The organism is Hippea maritima DSM 10411 (assembly GCF_000194135.1).
GTDB lineage: Bacteria > Campylobacterota_A > Desulfurellia > Desulfurellales > Hippeaceae > Hippea > Hippea maritima.
In genome coordinates this window covers 1,647,839-1,667,985 of the sequence record NC_015318.1, presented here as the reverse complement: position 1 = coordinate 1,667,985, position 20,147 = coordinate 1,647,839, and the positions used below count along the sequence as shown (strand labels likewise).

Annotated in this window: 20 protein-coding genes and 3 pseudogenes; 10 read left to right on the top strand and 13 right to left on the bottom strand. The window is 37.3% G+C overall.

Translation table 11 applies throughout. From position 1 onward, the window contains the following. The first annotated feature begins 32 nt into the window (after nucleotides 1–32). From gmhA to HIPMA_RS09460, 4 genes and pseudogenes are all read left to right on the top strand, one after another. Nucleotides 33–617: a D-sedoheptulose 7-phosphate isomerase gene (gmhA, locus tag HIPMA_RS08745; RefSeq protein WP_013682657.1), complete on the top strand. Its 585-nt coding sequence runs from the start codon at nucleotides 33–35 to the stop codon at nucleotides 615–617. Next, nucleotides 617–1,306, top strand: a complete 690-nt coding sequence (gene hddC, locus HIPMA_RS08740; protein ID WP_013682656.1) for a D-glycero-D-manno-heptose 1-phosphate guanosyltransferase — start codon at nucleotides 617–619, stop codon at nucleotides 1,304–1,306. The genes gmhA and hddC overlap by 1 nt, the downstream gene beginning before the upstream one ends. Then, nucleotides 1,284–1,709 carry a D-glycero-alpha-D-manno-heptose-1,7-bisphosphate 7-phosphatase gene (locus HIPMA_RS08735; protein ID WP_013682655.1) on the top strand — a complete coding sequence of 142 codons (426 nt, stop codon included), beginning with the start codon at nucleotides 1,284–1,286 and terminating at the stop codon, nucleotides 1,707–1,709. The genes hddC and HIPMA_RS08735 overlap by 23 nt, the downstream gene beginning before the upstream one ends. A 318-nt stretch (nucleotides 1,710–2,027) precedes the next feature. After that, nucleotides 2,028–2,909: pseudogene (locus HIPMA_RS09460) on the top strand (IS1634 family transposase); the annotation flags it as partial. Between the two features lie 61 nt (nucleotides 2,910–2,970). On the opposite strand, the gene istB (HIPMA_RS08725) reads toward HIPMA_RS09460, so the two are convergent. Genes istB (HIPMA_RS08725) through HIPMA_RS09310 form a run of 3 tightly spaced genes read right to left on the bottom strand, consistent with a single transcriptional unit; the run spans nucleotide 2,971 to nucleotide 5,234 of the window. Next, nucleotides 2,971–3,753, bottom strand: a complete 783-nt coding sequence (gene istB / locus HIPMA_RS08725) for an IS21-like element helper ATPase IstB (RefSeq protein ID WP_013681411.1) — start codon at nucleotides 3,751–3,753, stop codon at nucleotides 2,971–2,973. 1 nt (nucleotide 3,754) lies between these two features. Further along, entirely contained in the window at nucleotides 3,755–4,879 is a 1,125-nt protein-coding gene (locus HIPMA_RS09315; RefSeq protein ID WP_052297337.1) for a Mu transposase domain-containing protein, read from the bottom strand. Continuing rightward, nucleotides 4,863–5,234: a helix-turn-helix domain-containing protein gene (locus tag HIPMA_RS09310; protein ID WP_052297347.1), complete on the bottom strand. Its 372-nt coding sequence runs from the start codon at nucleotides 5,232–5,234 to the stop codon at nucleotides 4,863–4,865. The genes HIPMA_RS09315 and HIPMA_RS09310 overlap by 17 nt, the downstream gene beginning before the upstream one ends. Nucleotides 5,235–5,350: 116 nt before the next feature. Between HIPMA_RS09310 and HIPMA_RS09930 the strand changes: the two are divergent. After that, nucleotides 5,351–5,665 (top strand): annotated as a pseudogene (locus HIPMA_RS09930) (IS1634 family transposase); the annotation flags it as partial. A gap of 60 nt (nucleotides 5,666–5,725) precedes the next feature. Here the strand turns inward: HIPMA_RS09930 and istB (HIPMA_RS08715) are convergent. The 5 genes and pseudogenes from istB (HIPMA_RS08715) to HIPMA_RS08700 form a co-directional block, all read right to left on the bottom strand. Continuing rightward, nucleotides 5,726–6,502 carry an IS21-like element helper ATPase IstB gene (istB, locus tag HIPMA_RS08715; protein WP_013682654.1) on the bottom strand — a complete coding sequence of 259 codons (777 nt, stop codon included), beginning with the start codon at nucleotides 6,500–6,502 and terminating at the stop codon, nucleotides 5,726–5,728. Further along, on the bottom strand, nucleotides 6,495–6,911 hold the full coding sequence (locus HIPMA_RS09655) for a transposase (RefSeq protein WP_052297308.1): 417 nt from the start codon (nucleotides 6,909–6,911) through the stop codon (nucleotides 6,495–6,497). Before HIPMA_RS09655 ends, istB (HIPMA_RS08715) begins: the two co-directional genes overlap by 8 nt. Before the next feature lie 51 nt (nucleotides 6,912–6,962). Beyond that, nucleotides 6,963–7,565: an IS21 family transposase gene (gene istA / locus HIPMA_RS09650; protein ID WP_052297307.1), complete on the bottom strand. Its 603-nt coding sequence runs from the start codon at nucleotides 7,563–7,565 to the stop codon at nucleotides 6,963–6,965. 104 nt (nucleotides 7,566–7,669) lie between these two features. Further along, nucleotides 7,670–7,969, bottom strand: a pseudogene (locus tag HIPMA_RS08705) (helix-turn-helix domain-containing protein); the annotation flags it as partial. Further along, a complete protein-coding gene (locus HIPMA_RS08700) occupies nucleotides 7,962–8,198 on the bottom strand; it encodes a hypothetical protein (RefSeq protein ID WP_013681235.1) in 237 nt (78 codons plus the stop codon). The gene HIPMA_RS08700 and the pseudogene HIPMA_RS08705, both read right to left, overlap by 8 nt. 129 nt (nucleotides 8,199–8,327) lie before the next feature. On the opposite strand from HIPMA_RS08700, the gene HIPMA_RS08695 reads away from it, so the two are divergent. Together HIPMA_RS08695 and HIPMA_RS08690 are read left to right on the top strand one after the other, a co-directional pair. Then, the gene (locus HIPMA_RS08695) at nucleotides 8,328–9,509 is read left to right on the top strand and encodes an aminotransferase class I/II-fold pyridoxal phosphate-dependent enzyme (RefSeq protein ID WP_013682652.1); all 1,182 of its coding nucleotides are present in this window, start codon (nucleotides 8,328–8,330) and stop codon (nucleotides 9,507–9,509) included. Continuing rightward, a complete protein-coding gene (locus HIPMA_RS08690; protein ID WP_013682651.1) occupies nucleotides 9,506–10,621 on the top strand; it encodes a hypothetical protein in 1,116 nt (371 codons plus the stop codon). The genes HIPMA_RS08695 and HIPMA_RS08690 overlap by 4 nt, the downstream gene beginning before the upstream one ends. A gap of 16 nt (nucleotides 10,622–10,637) precedes the next feature. Here HIPMA_RS08690 and HIPMA_RS08685 read toward each other — a convergent pair whose 3' ends face one another. From HIPMA_RS08685 to pyrG, 5 genes are all read right to left on the bottom strand, one after another. Continuing rightward, entirely contained in the window at nucleotides 10,638–11,528 is an 891-nt protein-coding gene (locus HIPMA_RS08685; protein ID WP_013682650.1) for a proline dehydrogenase family protein, read from the bottom strand. Nucleotides 11,529–11,531: 3 nt separating this feature from the next. Beyond that, nucleotides 11,532–13,166 (bottom strand): L-glutamate gamma-semialdehyde dehydrogenase, encoded by a 1,635-nt coding sequence (gene pruA, locus HIPMA_RS08680; RefSeq protein WP_013682649.1) that lies wholly within the window; start codon nucleotides 13,164–13,166, stop codon nucleotides 11,532–11,534. Nucleotides 13,167–13,255: 89 nt separating this feature from the next. Continuing rightward, nucleotides 13,256–13,840, bottom strand: a complete 585-nt coding sequence (locus tag HIPMA_RS08675) for a hypothetical protein (RefSeq protein WP_013682648.1) — start codon at nucleotides 13,838–13,840, stop codon at nucleotides 13,256–13,258. Beyond that, nucleotides 13,822–14,739 carry a DNA polymerase III subunit delta gene (gene holA, locus HIPMA_RS08670; RefSeq protein WP_013682647.1) on the bottom strand — a complete coding sequence of 306 codons (918 nt, stop codon included), beginning with the start codon at nucleotides 14,737–14,739 and terminating at the stop codon, nucleotides 13,822–13,824. Before holA ends, HIPMA_RS08675 begins: the two co-directional genes overlap by 19 nt. Further along, the gene (gene pyrG, locus HIPMA_RS08665) at nucleotides 14,708–16,354 is read right to left on the bottom strand and encodes a CTP synthase (protein WP_013682646.1); all 1,647 of its coding nucleotides are present in this window, start codon (nucleotides 16,352–16,354) and stop codon (nucleotides 14,708–14,710) included. Before pyrG ends, holA begins: the two co-directional genes overlap by 32 nt. 227 nt (nucleotides 16,355–16,581) lie before the next feature. Between pyrG and rpsO the strand changes: the two genes are divergently transcribed. The 3 genes from rpsO to HIPMA_RS08650 are packed head-to-tail and all read left to right on the top strand — an operon-like array spanning nucleotide 16,582 to nucleotide 20,144. After that, nucleotides 16,582–16,851, top strand: a complete 270-nt coding sequence (gene rpsO / locus HIPMA_RS08660) for a 30S ribosomal protein S15 (protein ID WP_013682645.1) — start codon at nucleotides 16,582–16,584, stop codon at nucleotides 16,849–16,851. Between the two features lie 4 nt (nucleotides 16,852–16,855). Beyond that, a complete protein-coding gene (locus tag HIPMA_RS08655; RefSeq protein ID WP_013682644.1) occupies nucleotides 16,856–18,967 on the top strand; it encodes a polyribonucleotide nucleotidyltransferase in 2,112 nt (703 codons plus the stop codon). Further along, on the top strand, nucleotides 18,948–20,144 hold the full coding sequence (locus tag HIPMA_RS08650) for a M16 family metallopeptidase (RefSeq protein WP_013682643.1): 1,197 nt from the start codon (nucleotides 18,948–18,950) through the stop codon (nucleotides 20,142–20,144). The genes HIPMA_RS08655 and HIPMA_RS08650 overlap by 20 nt, the downstream gene beginning before the upstream one ends. Nucleotides 20,145–20,147: the final 3 nt, after the last annotated feature.

Below are 20,147 nucleotides of genomic sequence, written 5' to 3'. Positions count from 1 at the left end.
AATTATAAATTTTGAATTAAAAAGGAGAGAGAATGAAAAATTTTGTAAAAAATCAAATAAAAAAGTCTTATGAAGTAAAAAAAAATATGTTAGATAATGAAAAATTAATCGATGAGATATTAGAAATTGGTAATTTGTTAATAGAGACTTATAAAAAGGGAAATAAGCTGTTAATTGCAGGTAATGGAGGAAGTGCTGCTGATGCTCAACATATTGCAGGAGAATTGGTTAGTAAATTTTATTTCGATAGACCAGCTCTTCCAGCAATAGCTCTTACAACTGATACAAGCATTATTACGGCTATTGGAAATGATTACGGATATGAATATCTTTTTTCAAGACAAATTGAAGCAAATGGAGTTAAAGGAGATGTATTTTTAGGGATTTCTACAAGCGGAAACTCAAAAAATATTATAGAAGGATTAAAAACAGCAAAAGAAAAAGGGCTTATTACAATTGGCTTAACAGGTGAAAGTGGAGGAAAGATGAAAAACTTATGTGATTATTGTATATGTGTGCCATCAAGAGAAACTCCAAGAATTCAAGAAGCTCATATATTAATAGGCCATATTTTATGCTCAGTTATAGAAGAAGCTATTTTTGGTAAAGGATTTTAGTGGAAGCTATTGTTTTAGCTGGGGGGCTTGGGACAAGGCTTAGAAGTGTAGTTAGTGATGTTCCAAAACCTATGGCTCCTATAAATGATAAGCCTTTTTTAGAGTATATTTTAGAGTTTTTAAATAATCAAAATATAAAAAAAGTTATTTTATCTGTTGGGTATAAATGGGAAGTGATAAAAGATTATTTTGGTGATAAATATAAAGATATTGAATTAGTTTATAATATAGAAAAAGAACAATTAGGCACAGGCGGAGCTATAAAAGATTCTTTAAGGTTGACAAAGAATGATGAAGTTTATGTTTTAAACGGGGATACTTTTTTTGATGTTGATTTGTCAAAAATGAAATTAGATAGTAATTTAATAGAAATTGCATTAAAAGAAATGAAAGATTTTGACAGGTATGGAGTTGTTGAAATAGATGAAGATGGATATATTCAAAATTTTAAAGAAAAGTCATATTATAATCAGGGGTTTATCAATGGAGGAATATATTTATTAAAAAGAGAAATTTTTGATGATTTTAATTTGCCAAAAAAGTTTTCTTTTGAAGAGTTTTTAGAGAATAATTTTCAAAACTTAAAAGCAAAAGGAAAAGTTTTTAATAGTTATTTTATAGATATAGGTATTCCAGAAGATTATGAAAAAGCAAAAAGGTATTTTAGTGAAAACTTTATTTTTAGATAGAGATGGAGTGATAAATAAAAAGATAGAAAATGATTATGTAAGGAATTGGGAACAGTTTGAGTTTTTACCAAATGTAATAGAAGCTTTGAAAATATTAAATAGTTTATTTGATAGGATTATAATAGTTACAAATCAAAGGGGAATAGGTAGAAAACTAATGACCGAAAAAGATTTAGAGGTTATTCATAAAAATATGTTATCTGTTTTGAGCAAAGAAAACATTAAAATTGATAAAATTTATTATTGCCCTCATGATTATAAAAAAGAAATTTGTAATTGTAGAAAACCAAAAATAGGTATGGCATTGCAAGCAAAAAAAGATTTTCCTGATATTGATTTTAGAAATTCTATAATGGTTGGAGATTCATTATCCGATATTGAATTTGGAAAAAAGCTGGAATGAAAAGTTTTTTAATAGGAAATAAAAAAGCTGATTTTAAAGATTTATATCATTTTGCTGCATGTTAGACAGTAGTGTTAGACGGGGCCGGGACTTTACTTTTTTACTGAGAAATATTATAATCTTTAAAACTATGAAAGAATAAAATTGGCAAGGAAAAAAAGATTTAATGTAGCAGGGTTTTATCATCCCCCTTTCCGCACTCAAACCTCTATCTTATTTGACCAAACCCAAATGCACAGAGTAAAAGAATGAAAAGGGTCTTAGAATAAACGGAACAGAAAATGCTTACATCTCCCTCTAAAAAGAGGGGGTATTTAAATGTTACAACAAAAAGCAGTTATCAAGAACATGGATCACTTAGGACTAATAGCTGGTATGATAGACGAACTAAAGATAGCAGAAACCATAGATGATGAAATACCATCATCAAGCAAATCAAAGAACCTAAGCTATGGCGAAGCAACAAAGGCAATGATCCTTAACGGTCTTGGTTATGTCAACAAGCAACTCTACCTAACTCCTCTCTTCTTCAAAGACAAACCACTAAAGAGATTATTCGGAAGGGATGTTGACTTCCCTTGGTTCAACGATGATGCACTTGGTAGAACATTAGATAAGCTCTTTGAATACGGCGTAAGTGAACTGTATGAAAAGATAGCAAGCAGGGCACTCAAAATACTGAACCTTACACCCTCTACCATACACTTAGACAGCGCAAGCTTTCATCTTGACGGTAAGTATCCAAACCAAAAGACGAAAGAAGAAAAAGAAAAAGAAAAAGGAAAAGTAAAAGAAAGAAATGGAAAAGAAGAAAAGGGAAATAACAGTGAAGGAAAATGGGGAAAAGGAGGAAAAGAAGAAGAGTATGAGCCAACCCCAGTCTTTATCACCCAGGGATACAGCAGAGACCACCATCCAGAGCTCAATCAGGTGGTTTTAAATCTTATAGTAGAACACAAAGCAGGCATTCCCATATGGATGAAGCCTGCAGATGGTAATAAAATAGATACACAGGCATTTGCCAATATAGTAAAGGAGCATATTAACTCTTTAAAGAATGCTAATAATACAAAGACAAAGGTGATAGCCGATGCAGCCCTCTTTAGTTCTAAAACAATGGAAGAGTTTAAGAAAAACAACATGCTTTTCATCTCAAGGGTTCCATCGAAACTAAAACAGGCAAAAGAGATACTCAAAAACTGTTAAAGTCAACCAAATTTCCCCACCTTTGGGTCATTTAAATTCCCCACCCCTTGGATTGTTAATTTAAACTGTTTTGATTATCTTTTGCCTCCTTTAGGTGTTTAATTCTATAGCTCTCACCTGTTATCTTGAATATATGGCAGTGATGGACAAGTCTATCAACTATGGCAGAGGCCAAAACGGCATCTGAAAATATATTAGCCCACTCCTCAAATGGTCTATTAGTGGTGATTATAATTGAACCCTTTTCATATCTTCTCCTTATCACCTCAAAGAACTCATCCACATAGTTGGATGGGATCTTTTTAAAGCCTACTTCATCTATTATCAGAAGGTCAGATGATAGAATCTGGTTCAGTATTGAGGTGTAGGTTCCATCTCCCCTTGCAGATATGAGCTTTAGGATTAAATCGTTGGTATGGATGAACAAGACCTTATATCCCTGTTTTAGGGCCTCTAATCCTATCGCATTTGCAAGGTGGGTTTTACCAACTCCAGGATTGCCCATGAATATGATGTTTTTCTTCTCCTCTATGAACCTGCAGGATGCAATGTCTAAGAGTTCTTTCTTGTTTAGCTTTGGTTGGTATGTGAAATCATAGCTATCTAAAGTCTTTGTTGTGTCAAGCTTTGATTTTGTAAGTCTTTTTCTAAATGAGTTGCTCTGCCTGTTTATGTATTCATCCTCTAATAGGAGTTTTAAGAAGTCTATGTATGTCAGATTATTATCAATGGCATACCTGTTCCTTGCCTCAAGTGTCTTTGCAATGCCAGAGAGTTTAAACTCCTTTAGTCTTCTTTCTATGTTTTTCATATCTTTTACATTTTCCACCCCTTTCATTTCACTCACCACTCATAATGTCTGTTTTCATATCTGCTTTTATATCTGTCATTTCATCGTAAGCTCTTAGTGGGTTATAAAAACCTAAGGCTATGGGTGAGTCTGGTTTGTCGTAGGGAATGTTGTAGAGCTCATTCTTCAGTATGCTTTTTAAAGAGGAATAGCTTATGCAGTTGAAATCAATTGCCCTTTTGAATGCAAGCTCCATTGTCTCTTTGGGGTATCCCTTTGAAAGAGACATTACACCTCTCATTACCCTGTGATATGAGGCAGGTTTCTCTTTTCTTAGCCTTTTATAGAACAGGTAGGCGCTTTCACCTATATCAAGCGTCATGGTGGTGTATTCTGAATCTGTGGGATTTTTCTTCATCTTGGGTTTATGGCTTTCCTTTGTTATGAACTCACCCTTTGATTGAGAAAGCTCATGTGTGGCTATTAAGTTGAACGATGAATCATAGATCTCCATTATCTTTCCATTTGACCTAATATTGAGCTTTTCTGATATGTATTTTTCAGGCACAGAGTAGTAGTTGTACCTGTAATAGATGTGGGAGTAGGTGTTTACAGTTCTTTTTGCAATATCGTAGGTCTCATATCTTCTATCTGGCAATCTGTTGAGTTTTTCCTTTTCTACATTGAGAAACTCATCCTTCGGTATTTTTCTTGTTGTGCCGTGTAGCTTTGCATTACAGATGTTGTCCTGCCAGAATAAAAGCTTCTCTTTGACTGTGTCTATGTCTTCTATTCCTTCCGCTCTTATGCTTTTTAGAAAGTTGTTCTTTATGTATTTTATGCTGGATTCTACCTTGCCCTTCTCATTTGGTTTTCTCACCCTACAGGCAACAGCAGAGGAGTTGTAATACTCAAGCATCCTTGCATATTCATGCTGAATTTCAGGCTCATAGAAGTTAACATGCAATACACCGCTTTTTAGGTTGTCTATCTTTATAGCCTTTGGTGCACCAGAGAAATATTCAAATGCATTGATATGGCAGTTTATGAATGTCGGTATACTTTGGTTATCCACAAGCTCATAGTATCTGTACCTCGAATAGGACAAAACCATTGAGAATATCCAGTACTTTACTTTCTTTTTTCTTCTGCTATTATTAGAAATAACCGGCATAGCCGAAATCTACTTGGGCTTCTTGGCCAGGTGGGCTTATTAAGGGGATGAAGGGCTCACCTGGCTTTAGCTTCCTGATGTAGCGTTTCACAGAGCTATAGCTTACATTTAGACTATGCTTTTCTTTTAACTTCTGGTGGATTAAAACAGCGGAGAGACCACTTTTTAAATACTCAATGATTTCATCCTTGTATGGATCAAGGATACTTTTCCTTTTGATGGTGGGTGTTTCAATCTCCCCACTTTCTACCTTTTTCTTAATCTTTCTGACTGTTTTCCTGTCAATCTTTAGCTCTCTTGCAATCTGTGAGACATTTTTCCCAATACTCAGTAGTGCTTTTACCGAGTAATACATACAAACCCCCAACAATTTTATTTACCCTCCATCTTTTAAAAAGATTAGGGCATGCTACCAAAAGGGTGGGGAATTTATAAGCCCTTTTGGTGGGGAGTTTATTGTAGCTTTAGCACAAAAACCACAATGAAGAGGAATTTATTCAGCTTGATGAGAACTATCAGGCTATCCAGTACACAGTAGATTATGAAGGAATGAAACAACAGTGGGTTTTATACAAAAACAGTTATGCTAAATCAAGAGGGGACAAAACGATAAAGAAAGAGTATCAAGAAAAAGAAAAACAGGAAACAAAACTCATTGAGAAATTACAAAAGAGAGCATTTTTCTGTGAAGCTGATGCAAGAAAAGCATTTGAAGAAAAAACAAAGAAGTTAGAATGCATAATGATATCAGAGGCTAAACTCATATCAAAGCCCAAATACAAAACTGTCAAGCGCAATCCAAAACTGCACCAATACGCCCTGCAAAAGTGCACCATTCCTTCCCTATTAAAAACCCTGAGAATTGGGATTGAAATCCAAAAGCCCTGCTTTTTTCTTCTGTCTCAGCCTATAGCTTTCACCTTTAATGTTGATGATGTAGCTGTGGTGTATTAACCTATCCAGTATAGCGGTAGTTAAACCTTCATCATTGTTCAAAACCTCCTTCCATCTAATAAATGACAGGTTAGTGGTTATTATAATAGACCCCGTTTCATACTTCTTGTTTACTATCTGGAATAACAGATTGGACTGTTTCTCATTGAGCTTGAAATACCCAAATTCATCGATAATAAGTAATCTTGCGGAGTTTATCACCTTCTTTATGTATGAATCCAATCTGTTCTGTGTTTCTGCTGCCTCCAATGTGATTGCAAGGTCAGCCATTGTTATGAACTTTGTCTTTATTCTATGCTGTGCAGCAGCATAGCCTATGGCTATAGCAAGGTGTGTCTTTCCAGTGCCTGACGGTCCAATCAGGAGTATGTTTTTTGTTTCATCAACAAACCGCATTGTTAGTATTTCATTTATCAGTGTTTTATCCAAAGATGAAAAAGAAAAGTCAAATGTATCTATTGTCTTTATCTTTGGAAACCCTGCAAACTTTAGGATTGTCTGTTTTGACCTTTCGTTTCTTGTCTCATATTCAGATTCAAGCAGAAGGAACAGGAATTCGGAGAAGGAGAGATTCTCTTTTGCAGCTCTATCAGATAAAGAGCTATAGGCAGTTAGAATACCGCTTAATTTTAATTTCTTGCAGTATTCCTCTATCCTTGTCTTAACCATTACTGCTCTCCCCAAGCAAGAGCCTTTCGTATTCATCTATATTTGTGTAGTATGAGATATCGATATCAGAGTAGGTTCTGTTTGTCTTTTCAATGGCTTCAGTGATTTTATGGTCATTTCTATCCCCACTTTTGGCAATCAGACCATCCGGTATCTTTGTCAAAAACCCATACTCCTCTTTCAGCATATTAAAAGGTCTTCTCTTTGTTGTTGCATGTATTCTGTTGTTTGCCATCTCAAGCCAGGAGAAGATGTATGAGTTTAGAAGATCAGGGGTTATCTCCAAACCAGAGTTCTTTAGCTTTGCCCTCAAAGGCTTGTAGAAATTGTTCTTCAGATATGAATTAAACCTTTCTACCTTCCCCTTTGTCTTTGCCTTATATGGTTTACAGAGTTTCGGTACAAACAAGCCCTTTGAGAAATCAAGAAACTCATCGTTTATTCCGTGTCTGTTTTGTCCCTATTTATCCCTTTGAATTACAACGGATTTTAGGTTATCATACAGTATGGTCTTTGGTATTCCACCAAAGTAGTCGAACGCTTTAATGTGGCAGGACTGAAATATGTCCTGTCGCATGTTATCTGTAAAATAAACAAAAGCTGCTCTTGAATAACCTAAAACCATAACAAATGCATAAATGGGCTTTTGACCTGACCTAATGGTTGTCCAATCAACCTGAGCTTGAAAGCCTTTTTCGGTTTCAAACCTAATTATTTCCTCACTGTTTTTACCTCTTTTTGGGTCAATACTATCGTAGATGGTTTTTGTGTATTTCTGAAGTGTTCTTAGACTCCCTGTGTATCCCATATCAGCTATCTCTCTTAAAACGACAGTAGAAGGAATCCTATCTGGATAGGCTTGATTAATCCTTGTCCTTATATAATCTTTGTAACCATCAAGCTTTGAGGGGTAGCTTCTTTTGGAATACGGTTTTAAATCCTCCTCTTTCAGTCTTTTTGATACCGTTCTTCTGTTTAGACCAAGAATTTTTGATATCTGTCTGATTGACAACCCTTGAGAATGCAGTGTGTGAATCACAACAAACTCCTCCTTGCTAATCATAGTACTCTCCTTGAAAAAGATTATTCCAGGAGAGTATAAACAATTACTAAAAGTGGTGCACTTTTAGTAGACGTTTGCGGTGTATTTTAGCACGGCGGATGACACTCTATGGAGTATTTGTTCTTTAGGTAATAGCTTAGAAGCCTGTATCTGTACCCTGTGCTTTTTGCCTCTTCAGCAATGAGTTTTTCAAGAAAACAGTCCATCTTTTTTCTTATGTTCTTTGGTCTTCTTGATAAGTCATTTAGTTCTCCATCCCTTGCCCTTCTCACTGTAGCCCTTGATATGCCAAGTATTCTTGCTGTTTTTGAGACATTGCCGTTGTTTTTCTCTAAAACCTTTCTGACCAAAATTCTTGCACTTGCAGGGTTTGATTTTCTCAAAGTGTGGTATATACTATCCATGATGCAGCCTCCATCCCTTTAGGAGTTTTATGGGTCTTCCTATTATATTCAAATCCAGTGATTTGAATATGCAAAAGAGGATGTGGGCTGCATCAGCCCTTGAGAAAGAGAAAGATTTAACGGGCAGAAAACCTACTTTCAGGTTTTCTGCCCCTACTATCTTTCTTATTCTCTTCACTTCCATGTTGGTGCCTCCACTCTCTTTTCTATCATTCTCATTCTCAGACATAGATATTACCTCTATTTGCTTTAGGTGGTAAGTATGTTTGGACCTATCTGGTCTTGGGAATTCTCTAATTCTTGACAAAAAAGCGTTTTTTTTATAGAAAGTAAAATCATTTTACAAGGGGAGTGAAGAATGGATCTTTTTGATAAATGTTATAACTTTAAGGAAGCTCAAGAGATTAGACAGCTTGGTCTTTATCCTTACTTTCAACCCATCTCCTCAGAACAAGATACAGAAGTTATAATAAACAACAGAAAAATATTGATGCTTGGTTCCAATAGCTACCTTGGCCTTACCGTGCACCCTAAGGTTAAAAAGGCTGCGATTGATGCCATAGAAAAATACGGCACGGGTTGTGCTGGCTCAAGGTTTTTAAATGGAACATTGGACATACACGAAGAGCTTGAAGAGAGGCTTGCGGCCTTTGTGAATAAAGGGAATGCATTGCTGTTCAGTACGGGCTTTCAGGCCAATCTTGGTGCGATAGCTGGCTTGGTTGGTAAAGGCGAGTATGTAATATTGGACAAATCAGACCATGCAAGTATTGTGGATGGCTCAAGGCTTTCCTATGGAGAGGTGAAAAGGTTTGTCCACAACGATATGAACTCACTTAAGAAGGTTTTAGAGTCGATTGATAAAGATGCAGGCAAACTCATCGTTGTTGATGGTGTATATAGCATGGATGGCGATATAGCTAACCTGCCAGAAATGGTTAAGCTAAAGAAGCAATATAACGCTCGATTGATGGTTGATGATGCCCATTCTTTTGGTGTCTTAGGCAAAAACGGACGGGGTACGGCTAATCACTTTGGCCTTGAGGATGAAGTTGATATAATAATGGGCACATTTAGCAAATCGTTTGCCTCTTTAGGCGGTTTTATAGCTGCAGATAAAGAGGTTATAGACTACTTAAGGCATTTTGCAAGGAGTGTTATTTTCTCAGCAAGTATTACACCAGCATCTACAGCGGCCGTTTTAGCTGCGTTGGATATAATGGAAAATGAGCCTGAGTTGATAGATAAGCTGTGGGCAAATACCGGGAGAATGAGAAAAGGCGTGGTGGATATGGGTTATGATATAGGCACAAGTTGCACGCCCATAATTCCGCTGATAGTTGGCGATAACGGAACTGTTTTAAAGATGAGAAGAATGTTGTTTGATGAAGGACTTTTTGTTAATCCTGTTCTATCTCCTGCCGTTCCGCCAAATAAGGCACTCATTAGATTGAGTTTGATGGCTACACATACGTTTGAGCAGATAGATTTTGCCTTAGATAAACTCTACAAGGTGGGTAAAGCCCTTGGGGTTATATGATTAGCATAGCCGAGAGTGAGGATTTAGAGTTATTTTTGACTTTTCCTGCCAAAACCATCTATAAAGATGACCCGTTTTATGTGCAGCAGCTTTTGGATGAGGAAAAAAAGTTATTAGATTCAAAAAACAACCCGTTCTATAAAAACGCCAAAAGAAAGCTATTTTTGGCATACAAAAACGGAAAAATAGCAGGAAGAATTGCGGCAGTTGTAAATTACAGGCATAATCAAATGCATAACGATAAAGTGGGTTTCTTTGGGTTTTTTGAATCAATTGAAGATTTAGATGTTGCAAGAGATCTGTTTAAGGCTGCTGAGGATTATTTATCAAAGGAGGGTTTGGATCGTATAAGAGGGCCAATAAGCCCTTCCATGAATGATGTAAGCGGATTGTTGGTTAAGGGTTTTTTTGCAGAACCTGTTTTCATGATGCCGTATAATAAGGCCTATTACATGGATTTAATTGAACAGAACGGCTTCAAAAAGGTAAAGGATTTGTTTGCTTTTTATCTTTCTGTGGGAAATAAACCCAAAGAGAAGCTAAAAAGGCTTTCCCTGTATGCTCAAAAGAAATTTTCTATACAGTTAAGATCGTTTTCAAAGAAAAACTTTGAAAATGACCTTAGGGTTATACATAAACTTTACTGTGAGGCATGGAAAGATAATTGGGGCTTTGTGCCACCTACATTTGAGGAATTTTACTACGGAACAAAAGATTTCAAAACTATGGTGCCTGAAGAGTTGATAATTATAGCCCAAAAGGATGGACATCCTTGCGGCTTTTCTGCCATTATACCCGATTTCAACCAAGCTCTTAAAGGTATGGGTGGCAAGATTACGCCGTTTAATGCCTTTAAGTTAATCTATAGATTAAAAAAGATAGATAACTACAGGTTGATAACGCTTGGCGTTTTGCCAGAGTGCAGAAAGCTGGGTGTTGATTTGTTATTGTATGTAAAAAGCTTCGAAGTGGTAGAAAAAAGGGGCGGTAAGGGTGGTGAACTCTCCTGGACGCTTGAAGATAATGAGGCTATCAATAAACCCATACTAAAAATGGGGGCTGAACACTACAAGACTTATCGCATCTACGAAAAAGAGATAACCCCGCACTAAAGCGGGGCTATTGTTATCACCTTAGGTATCCTTCCAAAGCCGATTTAATGAGATTTGGGTTTTCTTTAAGCCTTCTTATTGAATAGGGTAGCCAATCCCTGCCAAACGGCACATAAACCCTTAAGCGATGTCCTCTGCTTAGGATGATTTCCCTGAGTTCTTCATCAACGCCAAGTAACATCTGATATTCATATTCATTCCGTTTAAGGCCGTATTCTCTTATAAGTCTTTCTGCGTGAAATACGAGATATTCGTCGTGAGTTGCTATGCCCACATAGGCTTTCTTTTTAAAGAGTGTTTCAAGGCAATAGGTGTAATTATCCCTTACAATGTCTTTTTCTTGGTAGGCTATTTTTCTTGGTTCTATGTAGATGCCTTTACATAGTCTAAAGTTTAGCCTTCCGTCTGAGAGTTTTTCTATGTCGTTTATGGTACGTCTCATGTAGGCTTGAAGCACAGTGCCTATGTTGAATTCATCCCTGTAGTTTCTGTAGATCTCTAAAGTATCATCAGTGCAGGTTGAATCCTCCATGTCTATTCTTACAAATATTCCTAACTCTTTGGCTCTTTTGAATATCTTTTCTATGTTATCAAGACAGAGGGCCTTGGATAACTTAAGGCCCATTTGCGTCAGTTTGAGCGAGAGGTTTGCATCGAGTTGGTGGCTATCTATGGCCTCTAATACCTTAATGGCCAAATCCCTGAAATGTTCCGTTTCCTCTTTGTTTGAAACAAATTCGCCCAGTACGTCTATCGTTGTCATAGCTCCTTGGGCATTTAGTTGCTTTGTAACCCTTACCGCATCTTCAAGATTTGGCCCTGCTATATAACGTTTAGCAAATACTGCTACTGTTGATGGTGGAACCTTATCTATAAACATGCTTACGCTTTTGTTAAAAAGCGACATCTCTTACTCCTCTTTCATAAATGGGTATTCGAAGCTTTCTGGTGCAACAAAGTTTTCCTTTATAGCCCTTGGTGTAATCCATCTTAATAGGTTCAAATGACTCCCAGCTTTATCATTCGTTCCGCTTGCCCTTGCGCCTCCGAATGGCTGCTGGCCAACAACCGCTCCTGTGGGTTTATCATTGATGTAGAAGTTTCCTGCGCTACCCTCAAGTATATCCAGAGCTACCCTTGTGGCATCCCTGTCTTCAGAGAATATAGCTCCAGTCAGTCCGTATGGGCTTGTCTGATCGCATAGGTGTAGAGTCTCTACATATTTATCGTCCTCATATGGATAGATGGTCACAACAGGTCCAAAGATTTCCTCCTCCATTGTCTTGAAGTGCGGATTCTCTGTGTAGATGATTGTAGGCTCAACAAACCAACCCTTGGAATCATCATACCCGCCACCTTTGATTATCTCAGCATCAGATGCACTCCTTGCGTATTCTATATAGTTAACAATCTTTTTGTAAGCCTCCTCATCGATGACGGCGTTCATGAAGTTTGTGAAGTCCTCCGGAGAACCCATCTTAATCTTATCTATCTCGCTGAAAAGTTCATCTTTAATGTCGTTCCACATAGATTTGGGCAAATAAACCCTCGATACTGCAGAGCATTTCTGACCCTGATATTCGTATGCACCCCTTATGATGGCCGTGATGAGTTTCTTTGTGTTTGCTGATTTGTGGACAAATATATAATCTTTTCCGCCAGTTTCGCCTACTATCCTTGGGTAGGCTTTGTACTTGGGTAGATTCTCTGCCATCATTTTCCACATCTTGTTGAATGTATCAACGCTACCTGTAAAGTGGATGCCCGCAAAATATTCAGATGAGAAGACGATGTCACCGACCACAGAACCTTTGGATGGTATGAAGTTTATAACACCATCTGGTAATCCTGCCTCCTGGAGTACCTTCATGAAGATGTAGGGTGCATAGACAGAGCTTGAAGCTGGCTTCCATAGAACAACATTGCCCATCATGGCTGGAGCTGTTGGTAGGTTGCCTGAAATGGATACAAAGTTGAAAGGTGGAACAGCGAATACAAATCCCTCAAGTGGTCTGTATTGCATTATATTCCATGTGCCTCTTGGTGAGTAAAGTGGCTGCTCTTCGTAAATCTTCTGCATGTAGTAGAGGTTGAATCTCAAAAAGTCTGTAAGCTCGCATGCTGAGTCTATTTCTGCCTGGAATATGTTTTTGCTCAAAGATAGCATCGTCGCTGCATTTATGAGATATCTATATTTACCACTTAGAAGTTCTGCAGCTTTTAAGAATATTGCTGCCCTGTCAACCCAGTCGTATTCTCTCCATTTCTTGGAGGCCTCCATTGCAGCCTCAATGGCCATTTTTATCTCTTTTTCGCCTGCTACATGATAAACACCAAGGACTGAACTCTTGTTGTGAGGCTCGACTATTTCTCTTGTGTTGCCCGTTTTGATTTCCTCGCCACCAATGATTAGAGGTATCTCTATTTGTTGAGACTTGATTTCCTTAATAGCTTCCTTTAGCTTCTCCCTCTCTACAGTTCCTGGTGCGTAGGAATAAACCGGCTCGTTAGTTGGTAGTGGAACCCTTGCGATCGTGTTGCGCATGGCACACCTCCTTAAATTTGTTTTCTTTTTAAAATACTTTCACTATTATGAACATAACCCAAATTTATGAATAAATCAAGTTTAAAATTTTAAACAAGCGAGGATGTATAGGAAATCATAAACATATCGTTGGTTAGAAGTTTAACTTTTGTTTTGAAACTAAATTCTAAACAATTATCAGGATTCATTGTAAGTATAGCTTTTTCTTTGAATATAAAGCCCAGATATATATCCAGATTTTTTTTTATCAAAAGTAAATCGTTTGCCTCTGTAGTTTGTTGTTTTTTTATATCAAACTCATTGTGCCCAACCATAAATAGATCTATAGCGTCATGCTTTATATTTAGATTTGTTGCATATTCTACTTCTGTTTCTTTATGTGAAATCAAGTATATATCCATTATGAGAGCTATATTGTTTATGCTGTAGACCTTTTTTAGCATGCCAAAATCTGTTTCAAAATCGAATGTTATAGAAGTTGATGTTGTCCAACTGTGTTGAGGTGTTAAATTTTTGTTATTTATTTTGTCTTCAAACGAAACCTTTTCTATAATCTCGCTGTTTTTTGGTTTTATGCTCCAATGTGTAATGTTCGATTGGTCTGTTATCTCTATTTTGAAAACTCTGTTTTCTATTAAGTATAAACCATCTTTTTCTATAACCCTTGCATCCATAGAAGTAACCTCGCCTTAATCATTGTCTCTGAGAATTCATCTGATGAGCTTTTCAGTGTTTTGTCAATCTCATAGAGCGCCTTTATGAGTCTTTTTAAAGCGTTCTCTCCTATATCTTTGCAAAGCTGGGTATATGGTGTCGGATAGAAAACCTTAAATGTTTGCCTCAGGCAATCCTGTGAGCAGTAGCATGAAGCTATTATCTTTGTTATTTCGCCAGAAAATATATGCACAAATAGAGAGGGAGGAATCTGTGATAGTATCTGACCTATTTTTTCTACTATTCCTACAAAATCTTTGGTTTTTACCATGTCTATGATGTCTTTTATGTCAAAATTGGCTGTAAGGGTTAGGCATTTTTCTGCATCCTCTTTTTCTATTTGCTTTTTGTTGTATGTAAGCAATAAAAGTTCATCCACTGTGTTTTTTAAGTATGATGTATTTTTTCCCTCAAAACTTCTGCTTAGAAGTCTCACTGCTTCATCTGTTATAGTTTTGTTGTTCCTTGATGCTGCATTTTTGATGAATGAGGCTATTTCGCTTGCTTTTGGTGGTTTAAAAATTACTGTATTTTCTTTTTCTTCTTTGCATCTTTCAAGATCAAGTATAAGTATGTTGTGTGTTGGAGGTGTAATTGAAAGGTTTTTAGGAAGGTCTGTAGATACAACCCCATAAAGCAATAATGGTTTAGCTTGAAAAAGGGGCTTGGATAAGGCTTTGGCCATAATTTGCCTAAGTTCAGCCTCATCTGTTATAACAACCTTTCTAATTTGAGCGCCCTTTGTTTTTGCTATTCTCTTTGCGTATAGATCTTTTATAAAATAATCATCGCCGCAAAATATATAAAAATTTTCAACCTTTTTAGATTTAAGTTGTGCTTTTAGTTGTTTTTGATTCATAACTCTTTTCTACAAACGCCTTAATCACAGGATGCGGCTTTAGTGGCCTTGATTTAAACTCCGGATGGAATTGTACGCCTATGAAGAAAGGGTGGTCTTTTAATTCAATTATCTCCACAAATTCTCCATCTGGACTTTCTCCACTTATTATTAGACCATGCTTTGATAGTACGTCTCTATATGAGTTATTGAACTCATACCTGTGTCTATGTCTTTCAGATATATTCTTTCTTTTGTATATATGCCAAGCCAGTGTTCCGGTTTTTATCTGGCATGGATATGCACCCAACCTCATTGTGCCGCCTTTATCAGATGCTTCATTCCTTTCTATGATTTGACCCTCTTTTTCCCATTTTGTTGCAAGATGTATAACTTTATGCTCTGCGTCTTTATTGAACTCTGATGAGTGCGCACCAGCTAATCCTGCCACATGTCTTGCAAATTCTACCACCGCCGTTTGCATGCCTAAGCATATTCCAAGGAATGGCACTTTGTTCTTTCTTGCATATTCAACGGCTTTTATTTTGCCTTCAATGCCTCTTGAACCAAACCCACCTGGCACTAATATACCATCAACATCACCTAAGAGTTTTTCTCTTGTTCCTTCCTCTTCTAAATCTTCAGCTTCTATCCACTTTAGGTTTACTTTTATATTCATGCTTGCACCTGCATGTATGAACGACTCTATAAGGCTTTTGTATGACTCTTTTAGACCTATATACTTGCCCACGAAGGCTATTGTTACACTGTCTTTGGGGTCTTTTATGGATTCAACCATGTTTTTCCATTCGTTGAGGTTTGCCTCTTTGTTGGGTTGTATGGTGAGTTTTTCTATAATGAGTTTATCCAATCCTTCTTCTTTGAATTTAAGGGGTATTTCATAAACGGTATCAACATCGACAGCGTTTATAACAGCTCTTTTTTCTACATTACAGAACATTGCTATTTTTTCTTTTGCCTCGTTGTTGAGCCTTTTTTCGCTTCTACATACAATAATATCTGGTGATATACCCAAAGACTGTAGTTCCTTTACGCTGTGTTGGGTTGGTTTTGTCTTTAGCTCGCCTGCTGTTTTTATATAGGGAACAAGCGTTAGGTGTATGTAAAGGCAATTTTGCCTGCCAACATCGTATCCCATCTGACGTATAGCTTCAAGGAACGGTAATCCTTCTATGTCTCCTATTGTTCCACCTATTTCTACTATTAAAACATCCTTATCTTTGCCTGCCTCTTTTATTCTTTTCTTTATTTCATTTGTTATGTGTGGAATAACTTGAACTGTCTTGCCAAGATAGTCTCCCCTGCGCTCCTTGGTTATTACGGTAAAATAAACCTGACCAGTGGTAAAATTATTTTTCTTAGAAAGCGTTAGGTTGGTGAATCTTTCGTAATGTCCTAAATCCAAATCGGTTTCTGCCCCATCGTCCAATACATAAACCTCACCATGTTGATAAGGGTTCATTGTGCCAGGGTCAACATTTATGTATGGGTCTATTTTTACAATAGACACCTTGAGTCCATAAGATAAAAGTAAAAAGCCCAGCGATGCACTTGTTATGCCTTTTCCTAAAGAAGAAACAACACCACCCGTTATAAATATGTATTTCTTTGCCATAAAAACTCCCCTTAACTTTTTTTGCCGTAGTTTAGTATAGAATATGAGTTTGTTGTTGAGCAAGAAAAAAAGAGTTTTTAAAAATATTTTATTTGCATTTGACTGTCATTGAGTTAAAATTTTGCTGGTTTTTAGCAGGAAAACTTATTTTCATGATAATAAAAAACTTTACAAAGACAGTGCTTTTGTATAATATAAGCGTGGAAAATTTTTGGAAGGAGAGGAGTATGGCATTAGACAAGCAGCAAAAACAGGAGATAATTAAGAGGTTTGGAACCAACGAGAACGATACGGGTTCTCCTGCCGTTCAGATAGCCCTGCTTACAGCAAGAATAAAGTATCTTACAGACCATTTCAAAGAACATCCAAAGGATTTTCACTCAAGAAGGGGACTGTTGAAGCTCGTTGGTAGAAGAAGAAAACTTTTGAAGTATTTGAGAAATTATAATTTCGAAGAGTACAAGAAGGTTGTTACAGAACTTGGTCTAAAGGGCTAAGCCTATGACCATTGTTGAAAGAACTATAAACGGAAAAAAATTAACGATAGAGACGGGGTGGTATGCAAAGCAGGCCGACGGTGCCTGTGTGATAAGAATGGGAGATACCATGGTGCTTGCCACCGCCGTATCTTCCAAAGAGCCGCCCAAAGAGTTTTTAGACTTTTTACCCTTGACTGTTAACTACCAGGAGAGGTTTTATGCAGCTGGTAAAATTCCAGGCGGTTTTGTAAAAAGAGAGGGTAAACCAACGGTACATGAAACGTTGGTTTCAAGGCTGATAGACCGTTCTATTAGGCCTTTGTTTCCCAAAGATTACAAACAAGAGATTCAAGTTATTATAACCACTATCAGTGCCGATCAGGAAAATGACCCAGCTATTATAAGTATTTTGGCTGCAAGTTGCTCACTTTGTCTATCTGATATACCGTTTTTAGGACCTGTGGCCGGCGTAAGGGTCTCAAGGTTTGAAAATGGACTAAAGGCCTTTGCCTCTTTAAAGGAGATTGATGATTCCAGACTCAACCTTATTTTGGCTGGCACAAAAGATGCAATAAACATGATAGAGGCTGGAGCGGGCGAGTTGAGCGAAGATGAGATGGTTGATGCCATAATGTTTGGAAAAGACAATATCGATATATTACTTGATGCACAAGAAGAGATTATTAAAAAAGCTGCAAAACCGAAGAGGGAATATATACCTATAGATGTTTCAGAAGATATAGTTAACAAAATTGAGGCCTTTGCCGCTGACGAGTTGATGAGAGCGGTAAATATAAAGGAAAAGAAAAAGAGGAATTCTACAATAGAGGCCATTTTTAATAAGGTAAAAGAGAAGGTTGTAGAAGAATTTGAAGATGAAGACTTCATAGAAGAAAAAACCGCTGCTGCTTTTGAGGATGTTGTAAAGAACATTGTTAGAACTAAAATTATAAATACGGGCGTTAGGATAGATGGAAGAGGGTTGGATGAAATAAGGCCAATAACCTGCGAGGTGGGTGTTCTGCCCAGAGCTCACGGTTCTGCTGTATTTACAAGGGGTGAAACCCAGGCTTTGGTTGCAACGACGCTTGGCTCAAGAGAGGATGCACAAATTATAGACGATGTTTCAGAAGAGGGCTATGAGAGGTTTATGTTGCATTATAATTTTCTACCCTTCTCAACAGGCGAGGTTAAACGCTTAGGTCCCCCAGGAAGAAGGGAGATAGGTCATGGCAATTTGGCAAAAAGAGCCATAGAGCCTATGTTGCCCAGCGAGGATGACTTCCCTTATGCTATAAGGGTGGTTTCGGATATACTTGAGTCCAACGGTTCAAGTTCAATGGCCACTGTGTGCGGTTCTACACTTTCCTTGATGGATGCTGGAGTGCCAATAAAGAAGCCGGTTAGTGGCGTTGCTATGGGTTTGATAAAATATGAAGGCGGTTATGCCATTCTTACCGATATTTTGGGTGATGAAGACCACTATGGCGACATGGACTTCAAGGTTGCAGGAACAAAAGACGGCATAACGGCTCTTCAGATGGATATAAAAATAACAGGAGTTGATGCTGTATTGCTTAAGGAGGCCCTATACAAAGCCAAAGAGGCAAGGCTGTTTATACTAAATAAGATGCTTGCCGTTTTGGATAGCCCAAGACCGGATATTTCCCCCTATGCTCCCCAGATAAGGACACTTACCATAGAACCTGAAAAAATAAAAGACCTCATAGGTCCGGGTGGTAAGACAATAAAGTCTATTATCGAAAGAACGAATGTAAAGATAGATATAAACCCCGATGGCAAGATAAATGTTTACGGCACGATGGATTCCAAATTAGATGAGGCTATGGAAATAATAAAAAGCCTGACTACAACAATTAAAGAAGGCGATGTAATTGAAGGTGTCGTGACAAGGATTGAAAAATACGGTGCATTCATAAAGCTTCTGCCCAATAAAGAAGGTCTTTTGCATATATCCCAGATTTCCAACGATAGGGTTTCTAATATCTACGATGTGCTCAATATAGGCGATAAGATTAGGGTAAAGGTTACAAACATAGATGAGCTTGGTAGAATCGCTTTAAGTAGAAAGATACTTCTAAACGAAAATCCCGATGAAGATAAAAAGGATTAAGAAAGACACAAAAAGCGCCTCGGTAGGTATTTTTGTGCCTGCCGGGAGTGCCTTTGAGAGTGAAAAAGAGAGGGGTCTTGCCCATTTTATTGAACATATGCTCTTTAAAGGCACAAAAAAGCGAACTTATAAGGATATAGCAGCAGATATAGATAAATTAGGCGGTGTTATAAATGCTTTTACATCTACAGAGTATACGGGATTTTACGTTAAGGTGTTGAAAGACTATATCCCAAAGGCTTTTGATGTGCTTGCAGATATAATTACTGACTCTGTTATCGATGAAAACGAACTTGAAAAAGAGAAGGGTGTAATAATAGAAGAAATCAATATGACCAACGATAACCCTGATGATGCCGTGTATGAAGCGTTTTTGGAAAATGCTATACCCACAAGCTTTGGTAAGCCTATTTTGGGTACAAAAGAGCATATAATTGCATATACAAGGGAAGATTTGCTTAAATTTTTAGGCAAGTTTTACAAGCCTGAAGAGATGATAGTTTCAGCCGTTGGCGGCGGTGTAGATGAGTTTGATTTTGATGTTGGTAAAGAGTTTTTCTTTAATGAGTATTTCCAATCCAAGCCCAAAACAGAATTGAGGTTTGAGTTTAAAAGTGGTATTGATGTTATAGAAAGGGATATAGCCCAAACAAATGTTGTTATGGGGTGTGAACTGTTCAGTGTTTATGATGATAGAAAATATGCAGCATCGCTACTTAACAGCAGTTTTGGTGCTACAATGAGTTCAAGACTGTTTCAGTCGATAAGGGAAGAGAAATCTTTGTGTTACAGTATATATTCTTCTGTGAAGCTTTACAGCAAAGGCGGCATGTTCTTGATTTTTGCTGCGACATCAAACGATAGAGTTCAGCATCTTATTGATGGAATTAGACTTGAGATTGAAAAGCTAAAAAAGTATGGGCTAACAAAAGAGGAGCTTGAAAACGCAAAGACCAACTTTAACGGTGGCTATGCCCTGTCACTTGAGTCGTCGTATTCTGTTATGGTAAAGCAAGCCATAGATACAATCCTCTACGGCGACTATGTAAGCGAAGATTATATTATGGATAAGATAAATAGGGTAACTTTAGAAGATATTCAACAGGTGATTGATTTAATAGACTTAAATAAGTTTCATATAACCTGCCTTGGCAATATAAGATCCATAAATTGGTAGGAG